Genomic DNA, 17,847 nt, shown 5'->3' on the forward strand with positions numbered 1-17,847 from the left:
AAAGAACAGCAGGAAAAACTATAAACACAGTTTTTCCTGCCGCGAATGGTTATCCACAAAATAAAAAAATAAATTTCGTCATTTTTTACAATGACTTATGCATACCTCTGAACAGTAACCTTTTTTTCCCGCATGACGCTCTCAGGGGAACCCGCGGCAGGGAGCAGCCCTGTGGTATCCTGTGAACGGTGTTCACGGAGCGCCTGGGAGATCCACCTGCCTCAGACGCTTAATGAGGAAGCCTCTGCTGACGAATTTAGCGACTGAGAGCAGGTTAGCTCCCTGGCAAGCGCAGTGCACCGTTCACAGGATACCACAGGGCTGCTCCCTGCCGCGGGTTCCCCGTCCCCTTCATCATACAAAAAAAGGCCCCCAGGTTCCCCCGGAGGCCCAACACTCATATTAAACTAACTCCAATACCACTTCCATAGCAGCATCGCCCTTACGCGGTCCGATCTTGATGATACGAGTATAACCACCATTACGGTCAACATATTTCGGAGCGATCTCAGTAAACATTTTGTCTACCATGTCCACTTCTTTGGTATTTTTCTTCTTACCAGCAGCTGCAGCCGGAACTTCCTTAATCGGATAGAAAACCTTCAGCATCTGTCTTCTTGCATGTAATCTGGAAGGAGCATCTTTTTTGATCTCCTTTTCCACTTCGTCATATACGGTAACTTTCTTACCATCAACAACTTCTTTTACTCTCTTTCCGTCAGCATCTTTGCGCGGAACTTTTGCCATAACTTTAACTGTCTCAAAGTTGTCTTTTTCTTTCACTGCCATAGCAATCAGTCCGTCAGCAATTTTGCGAACTTCTTTTGCTCTGGTCTCAGTGGTAACGATTTTACCGTGATATAACAGGTTTGTCACCTGGCTTCTCAGTAATGCTTTTCTCTGGTCAGATGTTCTGCCTAATTTTCTATATTTTGCCATCTCAATATTTCCTCCATTTGTGGAACCATATGCCATGCTTCTTCGGTCTTACTGACATATAGCTTTTTGCCCATAAATTCTTATCAGAGGCTTACTCCTCGCTGGGATTTAACTGTAAGCCCAATTCTTTCAGCTTCGCAAGCACTTCTTCCAGAGATTTGCGTCCCAGGTTACGGACTTTCATCATATCTTCAGAAGTACGGTTGCAAAGTTCTTCTACTGTATTGATACCAGCACGTTTTAAGCAGTTGTAGGAACGAACGGATAACTCAAGTTCATCGATGTTCATCTCCAGAACTTTTTCCTTCTCGTCATCTTCCTTCTCAATCATGACTTCTGCAGTCTTTGCACTTTCAGAAAGATCAATAAAGAGGCTTAAATGCTCGCTCAGTACTTTAGCCGCAAGGCTGACTGCCTCATCGGCGTCCAGGGTACCATTGGTGTAAATATCCAGTGTCAGTTTGTCAAAGTCAGTAACCTGACCGACACGGGTATTTTCAACAGTCATGTTCACACGCTCTACCGGAGTATAAATTGCATCAACAGCAATCACACCAATCGGCATATCGTCTGTTTTTCCTTTGTCAGCGCTGACATATCCGCGACCCTTGGTAATTGTCAGTTCTGCATTGAATTTGCATCCTGTGCCGCCGTTTAAGGTGGCAATTACCTGTTCTGGGTTCAGGACTTCGATATCCTGGTCAACCTGGATATCTGCGCCTGTGACAACACCTTCGCCTTCAAACTCGATATAAGCTGTCTTGGGTTCTGTGCTGTCGCTTGTGTTCTTGATTGCCAGGTTTTTCAGATTCATGATGATTTGTGTCACATCCTCTTTCACACCCGGAATCGAACTGAATTCGTGCAGAACACCGTCAATCTTGACCTGGCTCACTGCAGCACCCGGTAAAGAAGAAAGCATGATTCTTCTTAAAGAGTTGCCGAGAGTGATACCATATCCTCGCTCCAGTGGTTCCACCACGAATTTCCCATATCTCTTATCATCAGACATTTCTGTGATTTGAATTTTGGGTTTGTTAAAATCGAACATGCAAAGCCCTCCTTGCTACGTGCATATTACTTAGAATACAACTCGACGATTAACATCTCGTCAACAGGAACGTCGATTTCCTCTCTTGTCGGAAGTGCTTTTACTTCACCTTTCAGATTTTCCTGGTCAACATCTAACCAAGCCGGTACAAGACGTCCGCCTGTTGCTTCCAGAACGTCTTTATATCTCTGAGAAGATTTGCATTTTTCTTTGATTTCGATTGTGTCTCCGGCTTTTACCAGGTAAGACGGAATGTTTACCTGTTTGCCGTTTACCATTACATGTTTATGGTCAACGATCTGTCTTGCTTCTCTTCTGGTTCTTGCGAATCCCATACGGAAGATAACATTGTCCAGACGTGTCTCCAGCATGATCATCAGGTTTTCACCTGTCTGACCCTGTTTCTGGTCAGCCTTTACGTAGTAGTTACGGAAAGGTTTCTCCAGAACGCCGTAGATGAATTTAGCTTTCTGTTTTTCTCTTAACTGAAGTCCGTACTCAGACATTTTTCTGTTTGCTCTTCTTAACTGTCTGGTGGATTTCTTGTCAATTCCTAAATATACAGGATCCAGACCCAGGGATCTACATCTTTTCAGAACCGGTACTCTATTTACTGCCATGATTTCTTAACCTCCTAATTAGACTCTTCTACGTTTTGGTGGACGGCATCCGTTGTGGGGAACCGGTGTTACGTCGCGAATGCTTGTAACTTCCAGACCACAAGCTGAGAGCGCACGGATTGCTGCTTCTCTTCCTGATCCCGGTCCTTTTACAAAAACGTCAACAGTCTTCAGACCATGAACTAACGCTGCTTTTGTAGCAGTCTCTGCAGCCATCTGTGCTGCATACGGAGTAGATTTCCTTGAACCTTTAAATCCCAGACCACCGGCACTTGCCCATGATAAAGCATTTCCTTCAGCATCTGTCAATGTTACGATTGTATTGTTGAAAGATGACTGGATATGTGCCTGTCCGCGTTCAACGTTTTTCTTAATACGCTTTTTTGTCACTTTTTTTGTAACTTTAGCCATTTTTAAACTAACCTACTTTCTCACTTAATCAAAAATTATCATGTTTCTTATATTGACTGCAGAAAGTACGCACTGCGAACTCTCTCTTGTCATAAATTATTTCTTCTTGTTAGCAACAGTTCTCTTCGGGCCTTTTCTGGTTCTTGCATTTGTCTTAGTCTTCTGTCCGCGAACCGGAAGTCCTTTTCTGTGGCGGATTCCTCTGTAGCATCCGATTTCCTGTAATCTCTTGATGTTCAGAGCGATTTCTCTTCTCAGATCACCCTCTACAGCGATATTCAGTTCATCGATTGCATCACGAATCTTTCCTACTTCTTCGTCAGTTAAATCCCTGCAGCGAGTGTCAGGGTTTACTCCTGCCTCTACTAAGATACGGTCAGCACTTGTTCTACCAATTCCGTAGATATAAGTCAGACCAATTTCAACACGTTTTTCTCTTGGTAAGTCTACACCAGCTATACGAGCCATGTATTTGTTCCTCCATTGTTCTTAAAAAATATTGTTCCTAATTGGGATACATAAAAATGACGGGTCTCTATGCATCCAGCCGCAAAATAAAATTTTACGCAGCCTTTCCGTCACGGCAGAGCGACGGTATTAAGCAATATTCTGTAATCGCCCTCTCGGCAGGACGACAAACGTGATATATTACTATATTTAATCAGTACGAACAACGCAACCGCGCGTTTCATACTGCAGCCGCACTAAAATAATTCACACAAATCACATCGTTTAAACACGCATCTCAAATTTCATGCCAAAAAACAGCATTCTTTTAGAGTTCCATGCTTAACCCTGACGCTGTTTGTGTTTCGGGTTTTCACAGATAATTCTGATACTGCCTTTTCTCTTGATAACTTTGCATTTTTCGCAAATCGGTTTTACAGATGATCTTACCTTCACGGATAACCCTCCTTTCTGAATTTCTCTGCACATGGGCATAAAAAGTCCACGTACGAGCACAAAAGTACGTTTTTAATGATAACACTGTCGTTGCAAGAATGCAAGCACTTTTTCAAAAAAATTCTGCTTATCTTTAAAATGCTATATTTGCAGGCAAAGCGGACGCCGGAGGCGGTCCTGGGGTTCCCCGGGCGAACGAGAGCAGAGAACTTCCAAGCTAACACGTAACCCGCACTAAGTTCATCGCCTTAGGGCTCTTCACTAAGTGCTTGCTAACGTGTGGATCTTGTAAGCTTCTCTACCCGCTCTTAAACGCCCGCCCGGGGAACCCCAGGACCGCCTCCGGCTGTTTTTAGACACCGAAAGGCTCAATGAATGCTCATTTTTATTCTCAATAGCAGATTTGTATGAAAACAGGGAAGAATGTATTGAGGCTGCCTATCAGAGCACATCCACCATAATAGAAATAACCTCAACTATATCTCCAAAAATTATAGGATATCTTTGAGAAAAAAGGCGTATCTCCCCCAACTACCTACTAAATTCAATGATTCATTGAAACCTATAGGTAATTTAACACCAAAACCGGGGCATCCCTCACCCATTTACCTACTAAAATACAAGATTCAATGAATCCTATAGATATTTTGGCACCAAAAGCAAGGTCTTACCTCACCCATTTACCTACTTAAAGGCAAGTTTCAGTGAATCCTATAGGTATTTTACCGCCAAAACCAGATTTTACCTCACTTATTTACCTACTAAATGGCAAATTTCATTGAGTCCTATAGGTATTTTACCGCCAAAACCAGATTTTACCTCACCTATTTACCTACTAAATAGCAAGTTTCATCGAATCCTATAGGCATACCGGATAGAAAACCTTTTCCACCAGTCTGTACAGCAATAAGGCACCTCCATAGATAAAAACATATCCGCGGAAAGAGAACACCAGTGAAACAGGGATGCGGCGGGGGCGGAGGTGGGAATGGGGTGAGCGGCGTTTCACGGAGCGTCTGGGAGATCCACCTGCCCCAGACACTTAATGAGGAAGCCCTTGCTGACGAATTTAGTGTATGGGAGCAGGTTAGCTCCCTGACAGGCGCAGTGCGCCGCTCACCCCATTCCCACCTCCGCCCCCGCCGCATCCCTGTTTCACGTCCGCCTTTAAAATCCCCGCCTTAAACCAAAAAAAGGAGATGCCTCCCACTCCGCAAAGCAGCCCGCATCCCCTTCATAAAACCAACAACCAATATCAACCAAAACTCTTATTTGTCTCTCCAGATAATCCTGCCCTTACTCAGATCATACGGTGACATCTCAATCGTCACCTTATCTCCCGGAAGAATCCTGATGAAATTCATCCTCAGTTTCCCGCTGATGTGCGCCAGAATCACATGTTTATTCTCCAGTTCCACCTTAAACATAGCGTTCGGCAACTTCTCCAGTACCGTTCCTTCTACTTCAATAACATCTGCCTTTGACATATATCAAACCTCCTGTTTCCTTCTATATTCTTTTACAACTCTCTTGATAGTTTCATTCTTCCATTCCCCGCCTTCACTGAGAATACTCTCAATCTCCGGGGAAATCCTGCGGTTGATCTGGACATGCCTCATTTTCTTCTTCTTGGGATGCTCACAAGTCCTAAGCGTTCCGTCAGCCAGATAGACATATCCGTCCTCCGCTCTGACGATGATATAATATCTGCCGGTATCATGGCCAGCCATGGAAACCGCTGCCATTCCTGCTCTCACCTCGCTCATAGGTCCACCTACTCACTCAAGGTCAGTATTTCAGGATCGCCGTCTGTGATGAGAATGGTATTTTCATAGTGGGCTGACAGAGAACCATCTTCTGTCACCACGGTCCAGTCATCATCCAGCCAAACCACATCGGCTCTGCCTTCATTAATCATCGGTTCAATCGCAAGAGTCATACCTGCCTGAAGTCTCAGCCCTCTGCGCTTCTGACGGAAATTCGGTATCTGCGGGTCTTCGTGCAGGCTTGTGCCGATTCCATGTCCGACCAAATCCCTGACTACACCGTATCCGAACTTCTCTGCATATGCACCGATGGCTGCGGAGATTTCATATAAATGCTGTCCTGCCCTGGCATACTTGATTCCTTCAAAGAAACTCTGTCTGGTCACATCAATGAGTTTCTGCGCCTCCGGCGCGATCTCACCCACCGCATGGGTACGTGCCGCGTCTGAATGATATCCTTTGTAGATCAGCCCGGCGTCCAGACTCACAATATCCCCATCCTGGAGAATGTGGTCCTTACGCGGAATTCCGTGTACCACCTCATCGTTGACAGAGACACAGATAGATGCCGGATATCCATTATAGTTCAGGAAATTCGGTATACAGCCCATCTGACGGATAAGCTTTTCTCCATACTGGTCAATGTCGAGGGTAGAAATACCCGGACGGATAAAATCCCTCAGCTCGTCGTGTACCTTCTCCAGAAGCCTTCCGGCCTCCCTCATAAGTTCAATTTCATTGGCAGTTTTTATCGATACTGACATTTTTTACGCTCCTAATATTTTGACGATTGCCTGGAACACATCTTCCATATCGACGGTTCCGTCAACCTGTTTTAATATACCGGACTTGGTATAGTAGTCAATCAGGGGCTGTGTCTGGTCATGATATACTGTGAGACGTTTTAAAACAGTCTCCGGCTGATCATCATCTCTCAGAATCAGTTTCTCACCGCAGATATCACATACATCCTCTGTTTTCGGAGGATTGTACTTGATATGGTAAGTAGCGCCGCATCCTACACACGCTCTTCTGCCGGACATACGGTTTACAATGTTCTCATCCGGAACATCCACGTCAATGGCAAAATCCACCTTCTGACCCATTTTAGCCAGCGCTGCGTCCAGGCTCTCTGCCTGGGGAATTGTTCTGGGGAATCCATCCAGCACATAACCATTTTCACAGTCATCCTGTGCCACTCTGTCCACTACCAGGTCCACTACTAATTCATCCGGAACCAGCAGGCCCTGATCCATATAGGTCTTAGCCTTTTTACCCAGCTCTGTTCCGTTCTTGATGTTGGCACGGAAAATATCACCTGTGGAGATATGCGGAATCTGATACTTCTCCGCAATTTTCTTCGCCTGTGTTCCTTTTCCTGCCCCCGGTGCGCCTAACATAATAATCTTCATACTTCTCTTCCCCTTTCGTATTTCAATCCGCATTCCGCCTTAAAGTATAAGCGCGGAATCATAGCCCACGGATCGCTGCCCAGACCCCAATCAGGGTGTGTGTCCTTATATAGCATTTTAGTGCACCCACAAAAGTGGGTACACTTAAATCATATAAGCTTATTCACTTAAAAATCCCTTGTAGTTACGAACCAGCATACGGGACTCAACCTGCTTGATCGTCTCCAGGACAACGCCCACCACGATGATGATGGATGTACCGCCGAAAGAAACATTTGCACCGAACACACCATTAAAGAAGAATGGGATAACGGCAACAATGACCAGACCTGTGGCACCGATGAAGATAATGTAACTTAAGATTTTTTCCAGATATTCCTGTGTCGGTTTACCCGGACGGATACCCGGAATGAAACCGCCCTGTTTTTTCATATTATCCGCAACTTCCATCGGGTTGAAGGTGATGGATGTATAGAAATAAGCAAAGAAAATAACAAGTACGATGTAAACAACCAGACCAATGGAATAAAGAGGCTCATTCGGGTTGAACCAGTTGCTTGAAGTCAGACCTTTTAAAATCTTGCTTCCGATTCCTGTACCGCCGCCTTTACCCAGGAAGCTCGCGATGACTACCGGGAAAGACATAAGGGAGGATGCGAAGATAATGGGAATAACACCTGCAGTGTTCACCTTCAGAGGAATCGCACTGGACTGTCCGCCCATCATTTTTCTTCCTACCATCTTCTTGGAATACTGGACCGGAATCTTCCGCTCTCCACCGTTCAGGATAAGTACAAGTACCACTACCACTATAATGATTGCCATGATAATGATAGCTGCCAGGCCGCCTCTTGCGATGGTTTTCCCTTTTACGAATTTCTCGAACAGGGAAGCCAGGTCGCTTGGAATCCTGGATACAATGTTGATCATCAGGACGATAGAGATACCATTTCCCACACCTTTTTCAGTGATCTGTTCACCGATCCACATCAGCATTGCAGAACCGCCGGTTAAGGTCACTACTGCAACAACAATGCTGGTGAAGTTCATCTCTGTCAGCCAGCCGCGGTTACCGAAGCCGATCACCATGGCTACAGACTGGAACAGAGCCAGACCTACAGTCAGATAACGGGTGATGGCAGTCATTTTCTTCCTGCCCTCCTCACCGTCACGCTGCATTTCTTCCAATTTGGGAATTGCAATTGTCAGAAGCTGAATGATGATAGATGATGTGATATATGGCGTAATACTCAACGCAAAGATAGACATCTGTTCAAATGAACCGCCTGTAAATGCATTGAAGAAATTGAACGCATCATTAGACTGGCTTGCAAACAGGTTCTTAAAAAAGTCCCTGTCTACGCCCGGAATTGGCAGCTGAGAGCCAATCCGGACAACAACCAGCATTAACAATACATAGTAAATTCGACGTCTTACATCTTTTATTTTAAAAGCGTTCCTAAGAGTCTCAAGCATTAAATCACCTCGACTGTTCCACCTGCAGCTTCGATTTTAGTTTTAGCGGTTTCGCTTACAGCGTTAACCTTTAAGTTAACCTTCTTTGTGATTTCACCACTTCCGAGGATTTTAACGCCGTCGCCAAGACGGGAAATAGCTCCGGATGCCAGTAAAGCTGCCGGTGTTACCTCTGCTCCATCCTCGAATCTGTTTAACTCGCTGACATTGATCGCTACGATGTCTTTAGAGTTTCTGCATTTGAAGCCTCTCTTAGGAAGTCTTCTGTATAAAGGCATCTGTCCACCTTCAAATCCCGGTCTCTTAGCTCCGGAACGGGCTTTCTGTCCTTTATGGCCTTTACCTGCGGTCTTACCGTTTCCTGAACCGTGGCCACGGCCTCTTCTGAAGTTATCGCTCTGTCTGGAGCCTTCAGCTGGTTTTAAATTTGATAAATCCATGACTGCACCTCCTTCTTCAATGATTAGATTTCTTCTACTTTCACTAAGTGTCTTACCTGCTGGATCATACCGCGAACGGCTGCATTGTCAGGCATTTCCACTGTCTTGTTCAGTTTTCTTAAACCTAAAGCTTCTACTGTTTTTCTGTTTTTCGGAACAGCACCGATTGTAGATTTCACCAGAGTGATTCTTAATTTATCTGCCATTTTTCAATCCTCCTACGCAAAAATCTCGTCAACAGATTTTCCACGAAGTTTTGCTACTTCTTCCGGAGTCTTTAACTGACTTAAACCTGCGATGGTAGCCAGAACTACGTTCTGTTTGTTACGGGAACCCATACATTTTGTACGGATGTTTTTGATACCTGCAAGCTCGATTACCGCACGGGCCGGGCCGCCGGCGATAACACCGGTACCTTCCGGAGCTTTCTTCAGCAGCATCTCAGCGCTTCCAAATTTTCCGATGAAGTCATGGGTAATACTTCCGTTTTCGTCTCTTGCTACTGTAACAAGTTTCTTCATAGCATCCTCTTTTCCCTTGCGGATAGCTTCGGGAATCTCGGCTGCCTTTCCTAATCCAGCGCCTACGTGACCATTGCCGTCACCTACAACAACTAAAGCTGTGAAACGGAAGTTACGACCACCTTTAACAACCTTTGTTACACGCTTGATTGACACTACTTTTTCTTCTAATTCTAACTGACTAGCATCAATGATAGAACGTTTCATGTGTTCATTTCCTCCCTTATTAGAATTCTAACCCAGCTTCACGTGCTGCGTCTGCTAATGCCTGAATTTTTCCGTGATATATAAAGCCGCCTCTGTCAAAGACAACCTCTTTGATGCCTGCTTCGATAGCTTTCTTACCGATCACAGTTCCTAAATATGCTGCAGCATCAACGTTATTGGTTTTTTCCAATTCAGCTTTTACCTCTTTCTGAGTGGTAGAAGCGGAAACCAGAGTTTTTCCAACGGTATCGTCAATAATTTGAGCATACATATGATTATTGCTGCGGAAAACTGCTAAACGTGGAGTTGTAGCGGTGCCGCTCAGATGATTACGTAATCTTCTATGTTTTTTTGCGCGAACTTTCGCTCTTGATACTTTACTAACCATTTTTACACTCTCCTTAATTATTTCTTACCAGTTTTACCAACTTTACGTCTGATAACTTCATCAGCATACTTAATACCTTTACCTTTGTATGGCTCCGGTCTTCTCTTATCTCTGATTTCAGCAGCGTACTGGCCAACTTTTTCTTTATCGATTCCTTTTACGATGATTTTATTACCATCTACAGAAGATTCCAGTCCTTCTGGGTCTTCCATCTCTACCGGATGTGAGTATCCTAAGGAGAGAACCAGTTTCTTACCCTGTTTTGCAGCTTTATAACCTACACCGTTAACTTCCAGAGTTTTTTCATATCCCTGGCTTACACCGATCACCATGTTCTGGATCAGTGTTCTTGTTAAACCGTGTAAAGATTTCATTTTCTTTAAATCATTTGGTCTTGTAACGACTACCTGACCATCCTCTAATTTGATTGACATCTCTGTCGGTAACGCTTTCTCAAGTGTTCCCTTTGCGCCTTTTACGGTCACAAAATTGTTCTCAGCAATTTTAACTTCTACGCCTGCCGGAACAGCTACTGGCTGTCTTCCAATACGTGACATACCTGTTATCCTCCTTACTTAAATTTTCGGAAGGGCCTATTATGGTTCCCTTCTGTTTTCAGTATCTCTATCTACACAGTATCCCCGTTCCGTAAAGAAGGGGTATGTTCGCTCAACTAAACTCATCTGTCGCCTGCGGCTCGGATTCGTTAAGGTTCGCGAACGGCTTCGCACTAAGTTCAGTTTTCGCCTTACGGCTCGACTTCACTAAGTTGCTTTCAGCCTACCATACGAATGCTAATACCTCGCCGCCAACGTGCAGCTTTCTTGCTTCTTTATCTGTGATAACACCCTGGTTTGTGGACAGGATTGCAATACCCAGTCCGCCCAGAACTCTCGGAATCTCCTGGCTGCCTGCGTATACACGTAAGCCCGGTTTGGAAATTCTTTTCAGGCCTGTAATGATCTTTTCATTCTTGTCTGCACCGTATTTTAAGGTGATACGGATGGTCTTGAATGCGCCGTCTTCCAGAACGTCGTATTTTGCGATATATCCCTCTTTTACCAGGATATCGGCAATAGCAAGTTTCATTTTAGATGCCGGAACATCTACTGTATCATGTTTTGCAGTATTTGCATTACGGATTCTTGTAAGCATATCTGCAATTGGATCGCTCATTGTCATTAGAGTTTCCTCCTTCTATTCTTTATCCCATATCCGCCCAGGCGGATGAACTGATTAGATACTTTTAGTCCGCGGCTTGCGCTCGCTAAATATTCAATGCCTACCAGGAAGCTTTTTTCACTCCCGGAATCTGGCCTTTGTATGCTAATTCACGGAAGCAGATTCTGCAGATTCCGTATTTTCTCAAGTAAGCATGTGGACGGCCACAAATTCTGCAACGATTGTATTCTCTTGAAGAGAATTTCTGTTTACGCTGCTGTTTTAATTTCATTGCTGTTTTAGCCATGAATTTTCCCTCCTATAATTACTTTGCAAATGGCATGTTAAATAATGTCAATAATTCGCGGGCTTCTTCGTCTGTTTTAGCAGTTGTAACGAAAATGATGTCCATACCTCTTACTTTATCGACTTTATCGTATTCCACTTCCGGGAAAATTAACTGCTCTTTGATACCGAGTGCATAGTTACCTCTTCCATCAAATGCGTTAGGGTTAACGCCGCGGAAGTCACGTACTCGAGGCAGTGCTAAGTTGATAAGGCGATCAGCAAATTCATACATTTTTTCGCCTCTCAGAGTTACTTTACAACCGATCGGCATGCCTTCACGGAGTTTGAAGTTAGCAATGGAGTTTTTTGCTTTTGTTGTTACAGCTTTCTGACCTGTGATCAGTTCCATGTCAGCTACAGCTGCATCTAACAGTTTTGCGTTTTCCTTTGCTTCGCCTACACCCATGTTCACAACGATTTTGTCGAGTTTCGGCACTTCCATGATATTTTTATAACCAAACTTTTTGACCATAGCGTCTACGATCTCATTTTTGTATACTTCTCTCAGTCTGCTCACTTTAAAATGGCCTCCTCTCTAATTAATCGATTACTTTGCCTGTAGCTTTGGCGAAACGCACTTTCTTGTCGCCTTCCATCTTGAAGCCGACTCTGGTAGCTTTGCCTTCGTGTACTAACATAACGTTAGATACATCCAGCCAAGCTTCCTTCTCAACAATACCGCCCTGCTGATTAGCCATGGAAGGTTTTGTGTGCTTTGTTACCATGTTTGCGCCTTCAACCAGAACAGCACCTTTTTTCGGATTAACAGAGATTACTTTTCCTTCTTTGTCTTTATCTTTACCGGCGATCACTTTAACAGTATCACCTTTTTTAATCTTAAATGTTGACATCAGGTTACCTCCTATAATACTTCGGGAGCTAAGGAAACAATTTTCATAAACTGTTTCTCACGAAGCTCTCTGGCTACTGGTCCAAAAATACGGGTTCCTCTCGGAGTCTTGTCATCCTTGATGATGACTGCAGCGTTCTCATCGAATTTGATGTAGGAACCGTCTTTACGACGAGCGCCTTTTTTAGTACGAACAACAACGGCTTTTACAACATCACCTTTTTTAACAACACCACCTGGTGTTGCATCTTTGACAGTAGCAACGATCACATCACCGATGTTAGCATATCTTCTCGTAGAACCACCCATAACACGGATGCAGAGGATTTCTTTTGCACCTGTATTGTCAGCGACTCTAAGTCTACTTTCCTGTTGAATCATGCTTGGATTCCTCCTTACGAATTATTTGGCTCTTTCAACTACTTCAACAAGTCTCCATCTCTTGTCTTTGGACAGAGGTCTTGTTTCCATAACTTTTACAGTGTCACCGATATTGCATGTGTTTTCTTCATCATGCGCTTTTAATTTATATGTTCTCTTCACAATTTTTTTGTAAAGAGGATGTTTAACGTGGTCTTCAATCGCTACAACGATGGTTTTATCCATCTTATTGCTTGTAACTTTACCAACACGTGTTTTTCTAAGATTTCTTTCCACGGTTATGCCTCCCTTATTACTCTGCTGCTTTTGCCTTGTTCTGGGCAATCAGTGTCTGAATTCTGGCAATATTTTTGCGAACCTCTTTGATTCTGCTTGTATTGTCCAATTGATTGGTTGCATTCTGAAATCTCAAATTGAAGAGTTCCTTTTTAGCAGCTACTAATTCTTCCTGTAATTCTGCAGCTGATTTTGTTTTTAAATCTTCTACATAATTTTTAATTTTCACTGTTATCACCGCCTTCTAAGTCTGCACGAGAAACGATTTTACATTTACATGGTAACTTGTGCATAGCAAGACGCAGCGCTTCGCGTGCTGTCTCTTCCGGCACACCTGCGATTTCAAACATTACTCTGCCTGGCTTTACAACTGCTACCCAGTATTCTAAGGCACCTTTACCGGAACCCATACGTGTTTCTGCTGGTTTTGCTGTTACTGGTTTATCCGGGAAAATCTTGATCCAAACTTTACCACCACGTTTGATGTAACGGGTCATAGCAACACGGGCTGCCTCAATCTGGTTGGATTTGATCCAGCACGGCTCAGTTGATACTAAGCCGAACTCACCGTAGTTGATTTTATTTCCTCTTAATGCTTTTCCTTTCATGGATCCGCGGAATTGTTTACGACGTTTAACTCTTTTAGGCATTAACATAATTATTTATCGCTCCCTTCCTTAGTTCCTTTAGTTGGAAGTACCTCGCCATTGTAGATCCATGCCTTAACGCCAACTTTGCCGTAGGTGGTATCTGCTTCAGCGAAACCGTAATCGATATCTGCTCTAAGTGTCTGCAGCGGAATATTTCCCTCGCTGTAGAACTCTGTACGTGCCATATCTGCACCGCCAAGACGTCCTGATACAGCAGTCTTGATTCCTTTTGCTCCGGCTCTCATGGTTCTCTGCATAGTAGATTTCATGGCACGACGGAAGGAAATACGGTTCTCTAACTGTAATGCAATGTTCTCAGCTACTAACTGAGCATCTTTGTCCGGTCTCTTTACTTCTTTGATATCAACGATCAGTTTTTTGCTTGTGTAGTTCTGTAATTCAGCTTTCACTTTTTCGATCTCAGAACCGCCTTTACCGATAACAACGCCCGGTTTTGCAGTATAGATGATCACTTTTACTCTGTCAGATGCTCTCTCGATTTCAATCTTAGAAACACCTGCGCTGTATAATTTCTTTTTCAGGAATGTCCTGATGTTATAATCTTCCACTAAGTTATCAGCGAAGTCGCCTTCAGCGTACCATTTGGAATCCCAATCTTTGATAACGCCGACTCTCAGTCCATGTGGGTTAACTTTCTGTCCCATGATTGTCCTCCTTATCTCTCATCCAACACAACGGTAACGTGGCAGTTTCTCTTTTCGATCCTGTAAGCTCTGCCCTGTGCTCTCGGTTTGATTCTCTTCATAGTCGGAGCTTTGTTAGCGTAGCACTCAGCGATATAAAGGTTTTCCGGGTTCATACCATTGTTGTTTTCAGCATTTGCGATTGCTGATTCCAGTAATTTCTTGATTACGCTTGACGCGTATCTTGGGTTATATGTCAGGATACCAAGGGCAGTCTGAACGTCTTTCCCACGGATTACATCCAGTACATAGCATGCTTTCTGTACGGACATTCTAGCGTAGGATATCTTCGCAGACGGTCTTGTATCTTTATTAGCATTTCTTGCTCTTTTAATCTGACTTCTATGTCCTTTAGCCATGATAAAAGCCTCCTTCTAAAATATTAACGAACACCTGATTTTTTCTCGTCTTTGCCATGTCCTCTGTAGGTTCTGGTAGCAACGAACTCACCGAGTTTGTGACCAACCATATCCTCTGTTACATATACCGGCACATGTTTTCTTCCGTCATGGACAGCGAATGTGTGTCCAACGAAGGACGGGAAGATTGTAGAACGACGTGACCAGGTTTTGATAACTGTTTTATTTCCAGCCGCATTCAGAGCGTCTACTTTTTTCAGTAAGCTTTCATCTGCGAACGGTCCTTTTTTTAATGAACGAGCCATTTAGCCTTACCTCCTTATTTCGCTAATGTTTTACCATCTCTTCTTCTTACGATATACTTGTTAGACTGTTTGTTTTTCTTTCTTGTCTTCAAGCCAAGAGCCGGTTTGCCCCATGGTGTACACGGACCCGGACGGCCGATACCGGTCTTACCTTCACCACCACCGTGCGGATGGTCATTCGGGTTCATAACAGAACCACGAACTGTAGGTCTGATACCCATGTGACGTTTACGTCCTGCTTTACCAATATTGATAAGGCTGTGCTCGCCGTTACCTACTACGCCGATAGAAGCGCGGCAGTTAATCGGAACCATTCTCATTTCACCTGACGGCAGACGAAGGGTTGCGTATTTGCCTTCTTTTGCCATTAACTGTGCACCGTTTCCAGCGGAACGAACTAACTGACCGCCTTTTCCAGGATACAGCTCAATGTTGTGGATCATAGTACCAACCGGAATCTCAGACAGAGGCAGGCAGTTACCTACACGAACCTCGGCATTTGCACCGTTCTGGATCTTCATACCAACCTTTAATCCTTCCGGAGCAAGGATGTATGCTTTCTCACCATCTGCATATGCAACTAATGCAATGTTTGCAGTTCTGTTCGGATCGTACTCGATTGTTTTTACTGTTCCGGGAATATCATCTTTTCTTCTCTTGAAGTCGATGATTCTGTATTTTCTTCTGCTGCCGCCACCACGGTGCCTAACTGTAATTTTACCTTGATTATTTCGTCCAGCGTTTTTATTTAAGGACACTACCAGAGACTTCTCAGGTGTTGCTGTTGTGATTTCAGAGAAATCAGAACCTGTCATGTGTCTTCTGGAAGGTGTATATGGACTATAGGATTTAATTCCCATTTCTGTCTCTCCTTTCATTCTCCACGCCGCAAGCATTGTTATTCACAACGCATCCTGGCGTTTTCATGCCGGCAGTCAAATATCGGATTAATTTTTCTTGACTGCGCTTAGTTACTATTGGTTAAGGGCTGATTAAAGTCCCTCGAAGATTTCGATATCCTTGCTGTCCTCTGTTAAAGTAACAACAGCTTTTTTGGTTTTTGCTGTTTTGCCGAAGGTCATTCCGCGTCTTTTTGTCTTGCCATCTAAATTCATGGTGTTGACAGTTTTTACTTTTGCTCCCTCGAACATTTTCTCAACAGCTTCTTTGATCATGGTCTTGTTTGCTTCCGGATGAACTAAGAAAGTATATTTCTTCTCGCCCATAGCAGCCATGCTCTTCTCGGTAATAACCGGTTTCAGGATTACATCATAATACTGTACGTTTGCCATTATGCGTATACCTCCTCAATTGAAGCTACAGCAGATTTTGTCAGGATTACCGTATTGTATTTCAGAACATCATATACGTTAATGGTGTTCGGTAATGCTGTGATCACATCCGGGATGTTTCTTGCGGATAATACTACGTTCTGATCATTGTCAGCCAGTACTACCATTGCTTTGGAAACATTCAGGTTATTTAAAACTGCCTGCATTGCCTTGGTCTTTACTTCATCTAATTTCAGGTCATCAAGAACGATGAGCTTGTTCTCCTGTACTCTGCTTGTCAGAGCGGATTTAAGAGCTGCTCTTCTTTCTTTCTTGTTCATTTTGATTTCATAATCTCTCGGAACCGGAGCGAATACAACACCGCCGCCTGTCCACTGCGGAGATCTTGTTGAACCCTGTCTAGCATGACCGGTTCCTTTCTGTCTCCACGGTTTTCTTCCGCCGCCGCTCACTTCAGAACGTGTTTTCGCCTTCTGAGTTCCCTGACGTTTATTTGCAAGCTGACGAACAACAGCTAAATGCACTAAATGGTCGTTGATCTCAACGCCAAACACTGCATCGTTTAATTCCATTGTTCCAACTTCTTTGCCTTCCATATTATAAACAGATACGTTTGCCATCTGTGTGGTCCTCCTTTCCCAGAAAAACTTTATTTCACGGTTTTAACAGATTCTTTGATTGTTACTAAGGATTTCTTCGGTCCCGGAACGCTTCCTTTAACTAAAAGCAGGTTGTTCTCAGTATCTACTTTCACAACTTCCAGGTTCTGAACTGTAACTTTTACATTTCCCATCTGGCCCGGCATCTTTTTGCCCTTGAATACTTTACTCGGATCTGATGCTGCACCGTTGGAACCTGCATGACGATGATATTTAGAACCGTGAGCCATAGGTCCTCTGGACTGTCCGTGTCTCTTGATAGCGCCCTGGAATCCTTTACCTTTGCTGATTGCAGTAGCGTCGATCTTATCGCCAGCTTCAAAAACATCGCATTTGATTTCCTGGCCCAGTGCCATCTCCTCAGCACCGTCTAATTTGAATTCTCTTACAAATCTCTTGCAGGAAACACCAGCTTTGTCAAAGTGTCCTTTCATCGGTTTGTTGACAAGGTTTTCTCTCTTGTCTGCGAAACCAACCTGAACTGCGCTGTATCCGTCATTATCCTGTGTCTTAACCTGTGTTACTACACAAGGACCAGCCTGCAGCACTGTTACGGGAGTTAAAACTCCGTCTTCATTGAAGATTTGAGTCATTCCGACTTTGGTAGCTAAAATCGCTTTCTTCATTTTTTCTTTACCTCCTGTGAATCTACAGCGGATTACACTGTGTTGTGCAATCATCCTAGACAAACAGTCAATATAGACTATATATCAACCTTGTAAGGACAA

General features: G+C 43.8%; 31 protein-coding genes. All 31 read right to left on the reverse strand.

The genetic code is table 11. The features are described 5' to 3' along the window. Nucleotides 1–402: 402 nt before the first annotated feature. Nucleotides 403–939, reverse strand: coding sequence for a bL17 family ribosomal protein (locus MUB35_RS15100; RefSeq protein WP_033143863.1), 537 nt, complete (start codon nucleotides 937–939; stop codon nucleotides 403–405). Nucleotides 940–1,030: 91 nt separating this feature from the next. Continuing rightward, nucleotides 1,031–1,990 (reverse strand): DNA-directed RNA polymerase subunit alpha, encoded by a 960-nt coding sequence (locus tag MUB35_RS15105; protein WP_018595063.1) that lies wholly within the window; start codon nucleotides 1,988–1,990, stop codon nucleotides 1,031–1,033. 26 nt (nucleotides 1,991–2,016) lie between these two features. Next, complete coding sequence (rpsD, locus tag MUB35_RS15110) at nucleotides 2,017–2,610, reverse strand: 30S ribosomal protein S4 (protein ID WP_033143864.1); 594 nt, start codon at nucleotides 2,608–2,610, stop codon at nucleotides 2,017–2,019. Nucleotides 2,611–2,628: 18 nt separating this feature from the next. Beyond that, the gene (rpsK, locus tag MUB35_RS15115; protein WP_018595061.1) at nucleotides 2,629–3,021 is read right to left on the reverse strand and encodes a 30S ribosomal protein S11; all 393 of its coding nucleotides are present in this window, start codon (nucleotides 3,019–3,021) and stop codon (nucleotides 2,629–2,631) included. 96 nt (nucleotides 3,022–3,117) lie between these two features. Further along, the gene (gene rpsM, locus MUB35_RS15120) at nucleotides 3,118–3,489 is read right to left on the reverse strand and encodes a 30S ribosomal protein S13 (protein ID WP_018595060.1); all 372 of its coding nucleotides are present in this window, start codon (nucleotides 3,487–3,489) and stop codon (nucleotides 3,118–3,120) included. A 321-nt stretch (nucleotides 3,490–3,810) separates the two neighbouring features. Further along, a complete protein-coding gene (gene rpmJ / locus MUB35_RS15125; RefSeq protein WP_003022746.1) occupies nucleotides 3,811–3,924 on the reverse strand; it encodes a 50S ribosomal protein L36 in 114 nt (37 codons plus the stop codon). 1,268 nt (nucleotides 3,925–5,192) lie between these two features. Then, nucleotides 5,193–5,411, reverse strand: coding sequence for a translation initiation factor IF-1 (gene infA / locus MUB35_RS15130; protein WP_003022750.1), 219 nt, complete (start codon nucleotides 5,409–5,411; stop codon nucleotides 5,193–5,195). A gap of 3 nt (nucleotides 5,412–5,414) precedes the next feature. Continuing rightward, on the reverse strand, nucleotides 5,415–5,690 hold the full coding sequence (locus tag MUB35_RS15135; protein ID WP_033143865.1) for a KOW domain-containing RNA-binding protein: 276 nt from the start codon (nucleotides 5,688–5,690) through the stop codon (nucleotides 5,415–5,417). Nucleotides 5,691–5,698: 8 nt separating this feature from the next. After that, nucleotides 5,699–6,454: a type I methionyl aminopeptidase gene (gene map / locus MUB35_RS15140; protein WP_033143866.1), complete on the reverse strand. Its 756-nt coding sequence runs from the start codon at nucleotides 6,452–6,454 to the stop codon at nucleotides 5,699–5,701. A gap of 3 nt (nucleotides 6,455–6,457) precedes the next feature. Beyond that, the gene (locus MUB35_RS15145; protein WP_244806436.1) at nucleotides 6,458–7,102 is read right to left on the reverse strand and encodes an adenylate kinase; all 645 of its coding nucleotides are present in this window, start codon (nucleotides 7,100–7,102) and stop codon (nucleotides 6,458–6,460) included. Between the two features lie 159 nt (nucleotides 7,103–7,261). After that, nucleotides 7,262–8,578, reverse strand: a complete 1,317-nt coding sequence (gene secY, locus MUB35_RS15150) for a preprotein translocase subunit SecY (protein ID WP_033143868.1) — start codon at nucleotides 8,576–8,578, stop codon at nucleotides 7,262–7,264. Continuing rightward, the gene (rplO, locus tag MUB35_RS15155) at nucleotides 8,578–9,018 is read right to left on the reverse strand and encodes a 50S ribosomal protein L15 (protein ID WP_033143869.1); all 441 of its coding nucleotides are present in this window, start codon (nucleotides 9,016–9,018) and stop codon (nucleotides 8,578–8,580) included. Before rplO ends, secY begins: the two co-directional genes overlap by 1 nt. A 23-nt stretch (nucleotides 9,019–9,041) precedes the next feature. After that, a complete protein-coding gene (gene rpmD / locus MUB35_RS15160; RefSeq protein WP_033143870.1) occupies nucleotides 9,042–9,224 on the reverse strand; it encodes a 50S ribosomal protein L30 in 183 nt (60 codons plus the stop codon). Between the two features lie 12 nt (nucleotides 9,225–9,236). Next, nucleotides 9,237–9,746 (reverse strand): 30S ribosomal protein S5, encoded by a 510-nt coding sequence (gene rpsE, locus MUB35_RS15165; RefSeq protein ID WP_033143871.1) that lies wholly within the window; start codon nucleotides 9,744–9,746, stop codon nucleotides 9,237–9,239. A 19-nt stretch (nucleotides 9,747–9,765) separates the two neighbouring features. Further along, the gene (rplR, locus tag MUB35_RS15170) at nucleotides 9,766–10,134 is read right to left on the reverse strand and encodes a 50S ribosomal protein L18 (RefSeq protein WP_033143872.1); all 369 of its coding nucleotides are present in this window, start codon (nucleotides 10,132–10,134) and stop codon (nucleotides 9,766–9,768) included. A 17-nt stretch (nucleotides 10,135–10,151) separates the two neighbouring features. Further along, complete coding sequence (rplF, locus tag MUB35_RS15175; RefSeq protein WP_033143873.1) at nucleotides 10,152–10,691, reverse strand: 50S ribosomal protein L6; 540 nt, start codon at nucleotides 10,689–10,691, stop codon at nucleotides 10,152–10,154. 223 nt (nucleotides 10,692–10,914) lie between these two features. After that, a complete protein-coding gene (gene rpsH, locus MUB35_RS15180) occupies nucleotides 10,915–11,316 on the reverse strand; it encodes a 30S ribosomal protein S8 (RefSeq protein WP_033143874.1) in 402 nt (133 codons plus the stop codon). 100 nt (nucleotides 11,317–11,416) lie between these two features. After that, nucleotides 11,417–11,602, reverse strand: coding sequence for a type Z 30S ribosomal protein S14 (locus MUB35_RS15185; protein ID WP_018597906.1), 186 nt, complete (start codon nucleotides 11,600–11,602; stop codon nucleotides 11,417–11,419). 18 nt (nucleotides 11,603–11,620) lie between these two features. Next, nucleotides 11,621–12,160, reverse strand: a complete 540-nt coding sequence (gene rplE, locus MUB35_RS15190) for a 50S ribosomal protein L5 (RefSeq protein ID WP_033143875.1) — start codon at nucleotides 12,158–12,160, stop codon at nucleotides 11,621–11,623. Nucleotides 12,161–12,182: 22 nt separating this feature from the next. Continuing rightward, nucleotides 12,183–12,494, reverse strand: a complete 312-nt coding sequence (gene rplX / locus MUB35_RS15195; RefSeq protein ID WP_018597904.1) for a 50S ribosomal protein L24 — start codon at nucleotides 12,492–12,494, stop codon at nucleotides 12,183–12,185. 11 nt (nucleotides 12,495–12,505) lie between these two features. Next, nucleotides 12,506–12,874, reverse strand: a complete 369-nt coding sequence (gene rplN, locus MUB35_RS15200; RefSeq protein WP_033143876.1) for a 50S ribosomal protein L14 — start codon at nucleotides 12,872–12,874, stop codon at nucleotides 12,506–12,508. A gap of 21 nt (nucleotides 12,875–12,895) precedes the next feature. Next, a complete protein-coding gene (rpsQ, locus tag MUB35_RS15205; RefSeq protein ID WP_033143877.1) occupies nucleotides 12,896–13,150 on the reverse strand; it encodes a 30S ribosomal protein S17 in 255 nt (84 codons plus the stop codon). A 16-nt stretch (nucleotides 13,151–13,166) separates the two neighbouring features. Continuing rightward, entirely contained in the window at nucleotides 13,167–13,379 is a 213-nt protein-coding gene (gene rpmC, locus MUB35_RS15210) for a 50S ribosomal protein L29 (protein WP_033143878.1), read from the reverse strand. Beyond that, a complete protein-coding gene (gene rplP, locus MUB35_RS15215; RefSeq protein ID WP_103731980.1) occupies nucleotides 13,369–13,806 on the reverse strand; it encodes a 50S ribosomal protein L16 in 438 nt (145 codons plus the stop codon). The genes rpmC and rplP overlap by 11 nt, the downstream gene beginning before the upstream one ends. Nucleotides 13,807–13,808: 2 nt before the next feature. Then, nucleotides 13,809–14,465 (reverse strand): 30S ribosomal protein S3, encoded by a 657-nt coding sequence (rpsC, locus tag MUB35_RS15220; RefSeq protein WP_033143880.1) that lies wholly within the window; start codon nucleotides 14,463–14,465, stop codon nucleotides 13,809–13,811. Between the two features lie 11 nt (nucleotides 14,466–14,476). Next, entirely contained in the window at nucleotides 14,477–14,863 is a 387-nt protein-coding gene (gene rplV / locus MUB35_RS15225) for a 50S ribosomal protein L22 (protein ID WP_018597898.1), read from the reverse strand. A 23-nt stretch (nucleotides 14,864–14,886) separates the two neighbouring features. Beyond that, entirely contained in the window at nucleotides 14,887–15,168 is a 282-nt protein-coding gene (rpsS, locus tag MUB35_RS15230) for a 30S ribosomal protein S19 (protein WP_018597897.1), read from the reverse strand. Nucleotides 15,169–15,182: 14 nt separating this feature from the next. Continuing rightward, nucleotides 15,183–16,028, reverse strand: coding sequence for a 50S ribosomal protein L2 (gene rplB / locus MUB35_RS15235; RefSeq protein ID WP_033143881.1), 846 nt, complete (start codon nucleotides 16,026–16,028; stop codon nucleotides 15,183–15,185). Between the two features lie 132 nt (nucleotides 16,029–16,160). After that, nucleotides 16,161–16,460 carry a 50S ribosomal protein L23 gene (rplW, locus tag MUB35_RS15240; protein WP_033143882.1) on the reverse strand — a complete coding sequence of 100 codons (300 nt, stop codon included), beginning with the start codon at nucleotides 16,458–16,460 and terminating at the stop codon, nucleotides 16,161–16,163. Continuing rightward, on the reverse strand, nucleotides 16,460–17,080 hold the full coding sequence (rplD, locus tag MUB35_RS15245; RefSeq protein WP_033143883.1) for a 50S ribosomal protein L4: 621 nt from the start codon (nucleotides 17,078–17,080) through the stop codon (nucleotides 16,460–16,462). The genes rplW and rplD overlap by 1 nt, the downstream gene beginning before the upstream one ends. A 29-nt stretch (nucleotides 17,081–17,109) precedes the next feature. After that, complete coding sequence (rplC, locus tag MUB35_RS15250) at nucleotides 17,110–17,745, reverse strand: 50S ribosomal protein L3 (RefSeq protein ID WP_033143884.1); 636 nt, start codon at nucleotides 17,743–17,745, stop codon at nucleotides 17,110–17,112. Nucleotides 17,746–17,847 lie beyond the last annotated feature (102 nt).

The sequence above is a fragment of the Blautia sp. NSJ-175 genome (assembly GCF_022867815.1).
GTDB classification, from domain to species: domain Bacteria; phylum Bacillota; class Clostridia; order Lachnospirales; family Lachnospiraceae; genus Blautia; species Blautia celeris.

Coding starts and splice junctions, on each gene's coding strand:
- rplP (WP_103731980.1), bottom strand. CDS start 13,806: ATGTTAATGCCTAAAAGAGTTAAACGTCGTAAACAATTCCGCGGATCC.
- MUB35_RS15100 (WP_033143863.1), bottom strand. CDS start 939: ATGGCAAAATATAGAAAATTAGGCAGAACATCTGACCAGAGAAAAGCA.
- MUB35_RS15135 (WP_033143865.1), bottom strand. CDS start 5,690: ATGAGCGAGGTGAGAGCAGGAATGGCAGCGGTTTCCATGGCTGGCCAT.
- rplW (WP_033143882.1), bottom strand. CDS start 16,460: ATGGCAAACGTACAGTATTATGATGTAATCCTGAAACCGGTTATTACC.
- rpsD (WP_033143864.1), bottom strand. CDS start 2,610: ATGGCAGTAAATAGAGTACCGGTTCTGAAAAGATGTAGATCCCTGGGT.
- infA (WP_003022750.1), bottom strand. CDS start 5,411: ATGTCAAAGGCAGATGTTATTGAAGTAGAAGGAACGGTACTGGAGAAG.
- rplV (WP_018597898.1), bottom strand. CDS start 14,863: ATGGCTAAAGGACATAGAAGTCAGATTAAAAGAGCAAGAAATGCTAAT.
- rpmD (WP_033143870.1), bottom strand. CDS start 9,224: ATGGCAGATAAATTAAGAATCACTCTGGTGAAATCTACAATCGGTGCT.
- rpsE (WP_033143871.1), bottom strand. CDS start 9,746: ATGAAACGTTCTATCATTGATGCTAGTCAGTTAGAATTAGAAGAAAAA.
- rplF (WP_033143873.1), bottom strand. CDS start 10,691: ATGTCACGTATTGGAAGACAGCCAGTAGCTGTTCCGGCAGGCGTAGAA.
- rpsK (WP_018595061.1), bottom strand. CDS start 3,021: ATGGCTAAAGTTACAAAAAAAGTGACAAAAAAGCGTATTAAGAAAAAC.
- MUB35_RS15185 (WP_018597906.1), bottom strand. CDS start 11,602: ATGGCTAAAACAGCAATGAAATTAAAACAGCAGCGTAAACAGAAATTC.
- rplD (WP_033143883.1), bottom strand. CDS start 17,080: ATGGCAAACGTATCTGTTTATAATATGGAAGGCAAAGAAGTTGGAACA.
- rplN (WP_033143876.1), bottom strand. CDS start 12,874: ATGATTCAACAGGAAAGTAGACTTAGAGTCGCTGACAATACAGGTGCA.
- rpsM (WP_018595060.1), bottom strand. CDS start 3,489: ATGGCTCGTATAGCTGGTGTAGACTTACCAAGAGAAAAACGTGTTGAA.
- rplX (WP_018597904.1), bottom strand. CDS start 12,494: ATGTCAACATTTAAGATTAAAAAAGGTGATACTGTTAAAGTGATCGCC.
- rplB (WP_033143881.1), bottom strand. CDS start 16,028: ATGGGAATTAAATCCTATAGTCCATATACACCTTCCAGAAGACACATG.
- rpsS (WP_018597897.1), bottom strand. CDS start 15,168: ATGGCTCGTTCATTAAAAAAAGGACCGTTCGCAGATGAAAGCTTACTG.
- MUB35_RS15145 (WP_244806436.1), bottom strand. CDS start 7,102: ATGAAGATTATTATGTTAGGCGCACCGGGGGCAGGAAAAGGAACACAG.
- rpsH (WP_033143874.1), bottom strand. CDS start 11,316: ATGACAATGAGCGATCCAATTGCAGATATGCTTACAAGAATCCGTAAT.
- rplC (WP_033143884.1), bottom strand. CDS start 17,745: ATGAAGAAAGCGATTTTAGCTACCAAAGTCGGAATGACTCAAATCTTC.
- rpsC (WP_033143880.1), bottom strand. CDS start 14,465: ATGGGACAGAAAGTTAACCCACATGGACTGAGAGTCGGCGTTATCAAA.
- rplR (WP_033143872.1), bottom strand. CDS start 10,134: ATGGTTAGTAAAGTATCAAGAGCGAAAGTTCGCGCAAAAAAACATAGA.
- secY (WP_033143868.1), bottom strand. CDS start 8,578: ATGCTTGAGACTCTTAGGAACGCTTTTAAAATAAAAGATGTAAGACGT.
- MUB35_RS15105 (WP_018595063.1), bottom strand. CDS start 1,990: ATGTTCGATTTTAACAAACCCAAAATTCAAATCACAGAAATGTCTGAT.
- map (WP_033143866.1), bottom strand. CDS start 6,454: ATGTCAGTATCGATAAAAACTGCCAATGAAATTGAACTTATGAGGGAG.
- rplO (WP_033143869.1), bottom strand. CDS start 9,018: ATGGATTTATCAAATTTAAAACCAGCTGAAGGCTCCAGACAGAGCGAT.